Source organism: Planktosalinus sp. (assembly GCF_059864935.1).
In genome coordinates this window covers 1-6243 of sequence record NZ_JCBCCK010000111.1, presented here as the reverse complement: position 1 = coordinate 6243, position 6243 = coordinate 1, and the positions used below count along the sequence as shown (strand labels likewise).

Here is a 6243-nt window from a genome sequence, read left to right as displayed (position 1 = left end):
CGGAGATTACAGGACCGCTGTGGTATCTCATACTACAGGGTATACTATGCCTTCTTTAAATAATAATGAAGCCTCAAGGTCTTACGGTATTGAGATTACCATTCTCAATTACTATACAGGCTTAACGAAAAAAGAAGATCTGATGGCTACATTATACAAACCAGTTGGTGACTTTATCACGGGCGGTGGATATATCCTGCCACTAAACCCAACTCCGGCAGTGGGAGAGTACCCTTCAGACGAAGGTACCCGTACCAACTTTGGATTTAACGTGAAATTTAACCCCAATGGTAAAAACCTTAAAGGCCGCCTGAACTTTATATGGCGCACCGAAAATGGCCGTATTTTCCAGGCACGTTCTAATTCTATTCAGTCATTGGGTGTGGACATTTTTGATGAAGACAATAAAATAGCTGTTTTTGAAGCAAAATGTAATGTAAGAGACCTTTCTGAAAGTAGTCAACCAATACCCAATTCCGGTAATGTTACGATGTATGTAACTATGATTGACAGAGGAGAGCCGGGTGAAAATGATGTCATTGGGTTTACCCTTTGGAACGGAAATCAGCTCTGGTATTCTAGCAACTGGGACGGACTCGGTACTGAGGAGCTTTACCTCTCCGGTGGTAACCTGATTGTTCATAGCGGATTTAATTCTGGAACAACAACGAGTTCTACTAACACTACAAACAACTCCCTGGAAGTGGAAAGCTGGCCGAACCCGTCAAATGAACTATTCTCTATATTGGTGAGCTCTACCAATACTACAGAGCCTATACATTATACGGTGTTTGACATTGCCGGACGTTTTATTGAGGAGTCCACCGGTAGTGTGGGTGAAACCTATAAGATTGGTGACCGCTACCCAACCGGTGTGTATGTGGTAAGAGTTTCACAAGCAGGCACATCCAAGTTTATCAAACTGGTGAAGAAATAATTCAATAACCAACCAAAACCTGAAAAGGCTTTTAACTTCGGTTAAAGGCTTTTTCTTTTATAAGGGTTGCAGGGTTTTGAAAAAATGTTTTATTTAGTGATTGGATTGAAATTAAAAAAAAGAGATTAACTTCGTTGAACCTAAAGGTTTCCCGCCTTACTACTTCGCTTTCCTCTTTCGCTGAAGCTTTAGAGGATAAAAAGCTTCGTAGTACAAAGTCGCGGGAATAGGGGTTGATTCTTGGTTTTTGAAAAGAGGGTTTACAAGAAAAATAATGGAATATTAATTAACGGGATTCCCGCCTTCGCGGGAATAGGTAGTATGAAACAAATATTAGGTATAGGATCGAGAATTAATCACCCTGAACACGGTAAAGGTGTGGTCACCAACGTAACTTCCAAAATGTATTGGGTGACTTTTATGGACAAGGGATTGGAAACCATTCCTGTGGAAGATGATTTTGAGACCATAGAAGCTGTAGAAGACGAAGTGGACACCGTAAGCTTTTCAGAAGTGGAAGAATCGCTTAGGGACATTCTAAAGCGCTGGAGCGACATCACGGAAGTGGTGCCCATAGCCGATAAATGGCGCGGGGGTACTATGATCCTGCAGCCCAAAGACAAAACCTTGTCTTCAAAAGAAGTCCCCGTCGACACATTTTTTAATAAAATTGTGATGTTACGCGACCGTTTGCGTGTCATGGAGCAAAAAATCAACGCCTCCAAAGAGCTGGATGCAGATCTTAAAATAGACCTGCAGCAATACATCACCCGCTGTTACGGCAGTTTGACCACCTTCAATGTGTTGTTTAAAAACAATTCGCAACATTTTGTAGGGGATTCTTCAAAGCGGGAGTAAGTTATAGCTATTTCAGGACGGGTCACAAAAGCCGGTGATAGGGAGATACTTAATAGATGGTGTATAGATGGTGTATAGATGGTGTATGGATAGTGTATGGATAGTGTATGAGGAGTGTATGGAACGGCAATTTTGTTTCTTCCCCAAAAATACGATTTACTTTTCCGCAACGTTAATGCTATAAAGCATTTCAATGCAGCCACTTCCATTATTTTTAATATTTGTTGATCCCAATAACAACTATGCATGGCTTGCTCCCTATGCTTACGGCATTATTTTCCTTGGGTTAATGTTCCTTCTGTTTAAAGGGTTTGAGCTGTACTATACCATCAATTATGACAAACCGCTATCCAGACATTTTTTTGTATATCGAAAAATTGGCCCTGATGAACTTTCTTTTTTAAGAAATAATTTTTCCTTTTACAACAGGTTGACAACCAAACACAAAAAACAATTTGAACACCGTATAGCGACATTTAAACAGTCCAAAACTTTTATGGGAAGAGCGGGGTTTGAAATTCACAATTCGCATAAGTTGCTCGTTGCGGCGGTGGGCTGTATGTTGAGTTTTGGCAGGAAAAACTACAATTACCGGTTGATTGATACCGTATTGATTTACCCCAAAGAATTTTACAGCAAAGCCAATGAAGCCTATCACAAAGGGGAATTTAACCCCCAACACAGGGTAATCGCTTTTTCGTGGGAAGATTTTGCAAAGGGCTATGAAATTACCAATGACAATCTCAATTTGGGAATACATGAATTTATGCATGCCATGCAAGTTGAGGCAAAAGTGTCAAGAGATGGTGATTCAGCAAGGTTTAACAAGCACTTTAAAAATATTTTGAAAAGGTTAACCCAACAAGAAGTGAAAGACAAACTGGATGATACCCGCTTTTTCAGGGCCTATGCATTTAGGAATCAATATGAATTTATGGCGGTGCTTTCTGAATATTTTTTTGAATCACCTGTTGAATTCAGACAGCACTTCCCTGAAATTTATGAATACAAAAAGAAAATGCTGAATTTTAATTTTGCGGGCTATTAGGTTTTAAAAACCGATGCAATATCCATCGAAATATCCAACCCATCAGTAATAAAACCACTCCGGAAATTACCACAAACTTGTTTAAGGACACAGCCATTGTTAGGCATCCCATCAATCCCATAATCGGAATCCATTGCGGGTATAGGCGGTCCGTTTTTTCTTGTTTTAATGCGGCAATATTAGTGATGCTGTAGTAGAGTAAAATTGTAAAAGCCGCAGCAGCAAGTACAAATTCAAAGCTGCCAAACCAGGTAAGTAAAAGTATGATCAGTGCAGTAAAAATTAAAGCGATATGAGGCACTTTACTTAATTTATGGACGCTATGAAACACCGGAAAAAAATCGTTGTTTCTTGCCATTGCAAAAAACATTCTGCTGATCCCCAAAAGTTGACTCAATAACACTCCAAGCATGGCCGTAGATGCGCCTAAAGTAATCACCAAACCAATTGCCGGCGTGTTTAGTTGGTTGGCGACAAGTTGAAGGGGCGATGTGCTTGATGCCATTCCGTCATCACCCAAAACGCCTATTGCCACAAAGGAAACCAAGGCGTACAAAATGATGGCTGAAACTATGGTAATTATGATGGCCTTGGGGATGGTTGTTTTTGGATTTTTTACTTCTTCGGCCAGCGTGGCAATTCGGGCATAACCCGTAAATGCAAAAAATAAAAGGGCAGCTGCTTCTGCAATTCCATAAATTCCGAATGGGGCAAAAGGGGTAAAGTGTGCTTTTTCGACCTGAGGAAATCCACTTACTACAAAATAAAGCAAGGAAAGTAGGGTAAAGCCAACAATAAAAAGGTTCAGGTTTCCGGCTTTTTTAATGCCCATTAAGTTGGCAATCAACAACAAAATGATGGCTGATGTTGCTAAAATTTTGGGGGAGCCCAAAGGAACCAGTTGGTAAAAATAACTTCCAAAACCAATAGCCACCACACTGCCGGCAGCAATTTTACTGATAAGAAACATCCAGCCTGCAGAAAAACCAAATAACGGACTCAATAAGCGGATGCCATAGTCGTAAGTGCCACCGGCAAAAGGATATTTGGCCGCCAGTTGTGCCGAACTCAATGCATTGCAAGCAGCAATTACTCCGGCAATCAATAAGCCTACCAAAAACGCAGGCCCGGCTACTCCCGCAGCTACTCCGGTAACCACAAAAATCCCGGCTCCGATGATGGCTCCCAGTCCAACACCAACGGCGTCTTTAAGAGTAAGGCTGCGTTGAAGTTGAGAGGTGGTCATCAATTATTCAGGGAATAAACTATTTATGAATTAAAGAAACTTGATGCAAGATAATTGAAATACTGTTTTTTTAATAGCAATCAGCAATTGTTGCGGTTAAAATAACAAAAACTTAAAGAAGGAGGCTTAGCCGTTCACCTGTTGATTCAACTTCTGAATGGTTTCCATTGGATTTTCAGAACGGAACACAAAACTCCCTGCTACCAGCACATCGGCACCGGCTTCCACGAGTTGGGAGGCGTTTTTGCTGGTAACACCACCATCAATTTCAATTTTGGTGGAAGCACCGTTTCTCTCGATGATTTCTTTGAGTTGCCTTACTTTTTTGTAAGTGTTTTCGATAAAGCTTTGACCGCCAAAACCGGGATTCACACTCATTAAACACACCAGGTCAATATCGTTGATGGTGTCTTCCAACAGCGAAACACTGGTATGCGGATTCAGTGCCACTCCGGATTGCATGCCTTCGGCTTTAATCGCCTGTAGTGTTCGGTGCAGGTGTGTACTGGCTTCATAGTGAACAGTCAAGATGTTTGAGCCCAAATCTGCAAACGTTTTGATGTAGCGGTCAGGGTCAACAATCATCAAATGCACATCAATTGTTTTTTTGGCATGTTTTGAAATGGCTTCCAAAACGGGCATCCCAAAAGAGATATTGGGCACAAAAACCCCGTCCATAATGTCGATGTGAAACCAGTGGGCGTCACTTTGGTTAATTAGTTCGATATCACGTTGCAGGTTGGCAAAATCAGCTGCGAGGATGGAAGGTGCTATTTTGATGTTCATTGAAGGTCTATTTTAAAATTAAGTTAAGTTTGATTAGTTTCTCTATGCCGTTTGTAATAAATTTATTTCCGAAAGCTCCTGACCAATTTGGTGAATACCATTCAAAATTTTATCGGTTTGCTTGGCCGAAGGTTTTTTATGTCCTTGAACATATTGAGATAATAGCGTGGCATTCATTCCAATTTTTTCAGCAAGAAAATTAGCGTTGATCACTTTATAGTATTTAAAAAACTGTTTGAAGTCAATTTCAAATTTTATGTTTTTAGGATCAATTTTCACATCTTCATCTTCAAAATAAAATTCTGTTGCTTCATAGGTATTGTTGATTAATTCAGGAATGGATTTTCCAGTTGTAAATATAGGGTGTTGTTTTGAAAACGCTGAAAAACCGGTATCAGTTTTCTCAACGGTCATTACGATTTTTTTTGTTTTATCAGCCATTTTTATTTTTTTTTGATTCCTGCGTCCTTTAAAATTTTATTTTCCAGGCTTTTACCCATTTCCTGACTACCGTGATTTGGAAATATGATGGTTCCTTTTTTTGTTTTATGTCGCATCTTTATATGAGAACCTTTTTGAGAAACTGCATACCAACCGTCTTTTGTCAGGATTTTATAAAGTTGGGAACATTTCATGGAGACTTAACCTTTAAAAGTCAAAGGTAAATTATAATTTACTTTTTTGCAAATAAAAACTGGTTTGTATTCTGGGTTTATTTATAATTGAAGATGAGATTAGGTTTATTGAACCTAAAGGCTTCCTGTTTTTGGGGTTTTGAAATGGGAATGTAGGTTAAAATTTTGAAAGGTTGATTAACGGGATTTCCGCCTTACTCCTGCGCTAAAGCTTCAAAGTACAAAGTCGCGGAAATAATGAAAAATCCCCGGTAATCAGCCGGGGATTCATTCATCAATCAAAAAACGAACAGTTAGTGATAACTGTTTGTTGCTGTAATATAAGGATTTTTTCAAAATTCTACAACGCTCATATATCCAAAATAAAGGTAGCTGAGCGGAGTCGAAGCTATCCTAAATAAGTTTTCAAGATCTTACTTCTTGAAGTGTGCTTTAATCTTCTGATCGCTTTTTCCTTAATTTGACGCACACGCTCTCTTGTTAGATCAAAAGTCTCGCCAATTTCTTCCAGCGTCATCGGGTGCTGGTCACCCAGGCCAAAATACAAACGAATCACATCTGCTTCACGTGGTGTTAGGGTTTCTAAAGCACGCTCAATTTCTGTCCTTAAGGATTCGTGCAACAGGCTTCGGTCAGGATTTGGGGATTCCCCGCTGCGTAAAACGTCATAGAGGTTTGAATCTTCACCTTCAACAAGGGGTGCATCCATGGATACGTGACGGCCGGAATTTTT

The 6243-nt window shown here is 39.9% G+C and carries 8 protein-coding genes; 3 read left to right on the top strand and 5 right to left on the bottom strand.

Annotation, left to right across the window (positions count from 1 at the left end; all coding sequences use genetic code 11):
- The 3 genes from AC6F75_RS04870 to AC6F75_RS04860 form a co-directional block, all read left to right on the top strand.
- Nucleotides 1-937, top strand: a 937-nt coding sequence (locus AC6F75_RS04870) for a T9SS type A sorting domain-containing protein (protein ID WP_500713823.1), incomplete at its 5' end; no start/stop codon positions are given.
- A 321-nt stretch (nucleotides 938-1258) separates the two neighbouring features.
- Complete coding sequence (locus tag AC6F75_RS04865) at nucleotides 1259-1795, top strand: DUF8685 domain-containing protein (RefSeq protein WP_500713822.1); 537 nt, start codon at nucleotides 1259-1261, stop codon at nucleotides 1793-1795.
- A 193-nt stretch (nucleotides 1796-1988) separates the two neighbouring features.
- Complete coding sequence (locus AC6F75_RS04860; protein ID WP_500713821.1) at nucleotides 1989-2843, top strand: zinc-dependent peptidase; 855 nt, start codon at nucleotides 1989-1991, stop codon at nucleotides 2841-2843.
- Here the strand turns inward: AC6F75_RS04860 and AC6F75_RS04855 are convergent.
- The 5 genes from AC6F75_RS04855 to AC6F75_RS04835 form a co-directional block, all read right to left on the bottom strand.
- Nucleotides 2824-4089 carry an amino acid permease gene (locus AC6F75_RS04855; RefSeq protein WP_500713820.1) on the bottom strand — a complete coding sequence of 422 codons (1266 nt, stop codon included), beginning with the start codon at nucleotides 4087-4089 and terminating at the stop codon, nucleotides 2824-2826. The genes AC6F75_RS04860 and AC6F75_RS04855 overlap by 20 nt on opposite strands.
- 126 nt (nucleotides 4090-4215) lie before the next feature.
- Nucleotides 4216-4875 (bottom strand): ribulose-phosphate 3-epimerase, encoded by a 660-nt coding sequence (gene rpe, locus AC6F75_RS04850; RefSeq protein ID WP_500713819.1) that lies wholly within the window; start codon nucleotides 4873-4875, stop codon nucleotides 4216-4218.
- Between the two features lie 42 nt (nucleotides 4876-4917).
- Nucleotides 4918-5316: a helix-turn-helix domain-containing protein gene (locus AC6F75_RS04845; protein ID WP_500713818.1), complete on the bottom strand. Its 399-nt coding sequence runs from the start codon at nucleotides 5314-5316 to the stop codon at nucleotides 4918-4920.
- A gap of 2 nt (nucleotides 5317-5318) precedes the next feature.
- On the bottom strand, nucleotides 5319-5510 hold the full coding sequence (locus AC6F75_RS04840) for a type II toxin-antitoxin system HicA family toxin (protein ID WP_500713817.1): 192 nt from the start codon (nucleotides 5508-5510) through the stop codon (nucleotides 5319-5321).
- A 388-nt stretch (nucleotides 5511-5898) separates the two neighbouring features.
- Nucleotides 5899-6243, bottom strand: a 345-nt coding sequence (locus tag AC6F75_RS04835; RefSeq protein WP_500713816.1) for a sigma-70 family RNA polymerase sigma factor, incomplete at its 5' end; no start/stop codon positions are given.

What these genes read in the sequence shown, in the direction of transcription:
- AC6F75_RS04865 (WP_500713822.1), top strand. Translation starts at nt 1,259, where the DNA reads ATGAAACAAATATTAGGTATAGGATCGAGAATTAATCACCCTGAACAC.
- AC6F75_RS04860 (WP_500713821.1), top strand. Translation starts at nt 1,989, where the DNA reads ATGCAGCCACTTCCATTATTTTTAATATTTGTTGATCCCAATAACAAC.
- AC6F75_RS04855 (WP_500713820.1), bottom strand. Translation starts at nt 4,089, where the DNA reads ATGACCACCTCTCAACTTCAACGCAGCCTTACTCTTAAAGACGCCGTT.
- rpe (WP_500713819.1), bottom strand. Translation starts at nt 4,875, where the DNA reads ATGAACATCAAAATAGCACCTTCCATCCTCGCAGCTGATTTTGCCAAC.
- AC6F75_RS04845 (WP_500713818.1), bottom strand. Translation starts at nt 5,316, where the DNA reads ATGGCTGATAAAACAAAAAAAATCGTAATGACCGTTGAGAAAACTGAT.
- AC6F75_RS04840 (WP_500713817.1), bottom strand. Translation starts at nt 5,510, where the DNA reads ATGAAATGTTCCCAACTTTATAAAATCCTGACAAAAGACGGTTGGTAT.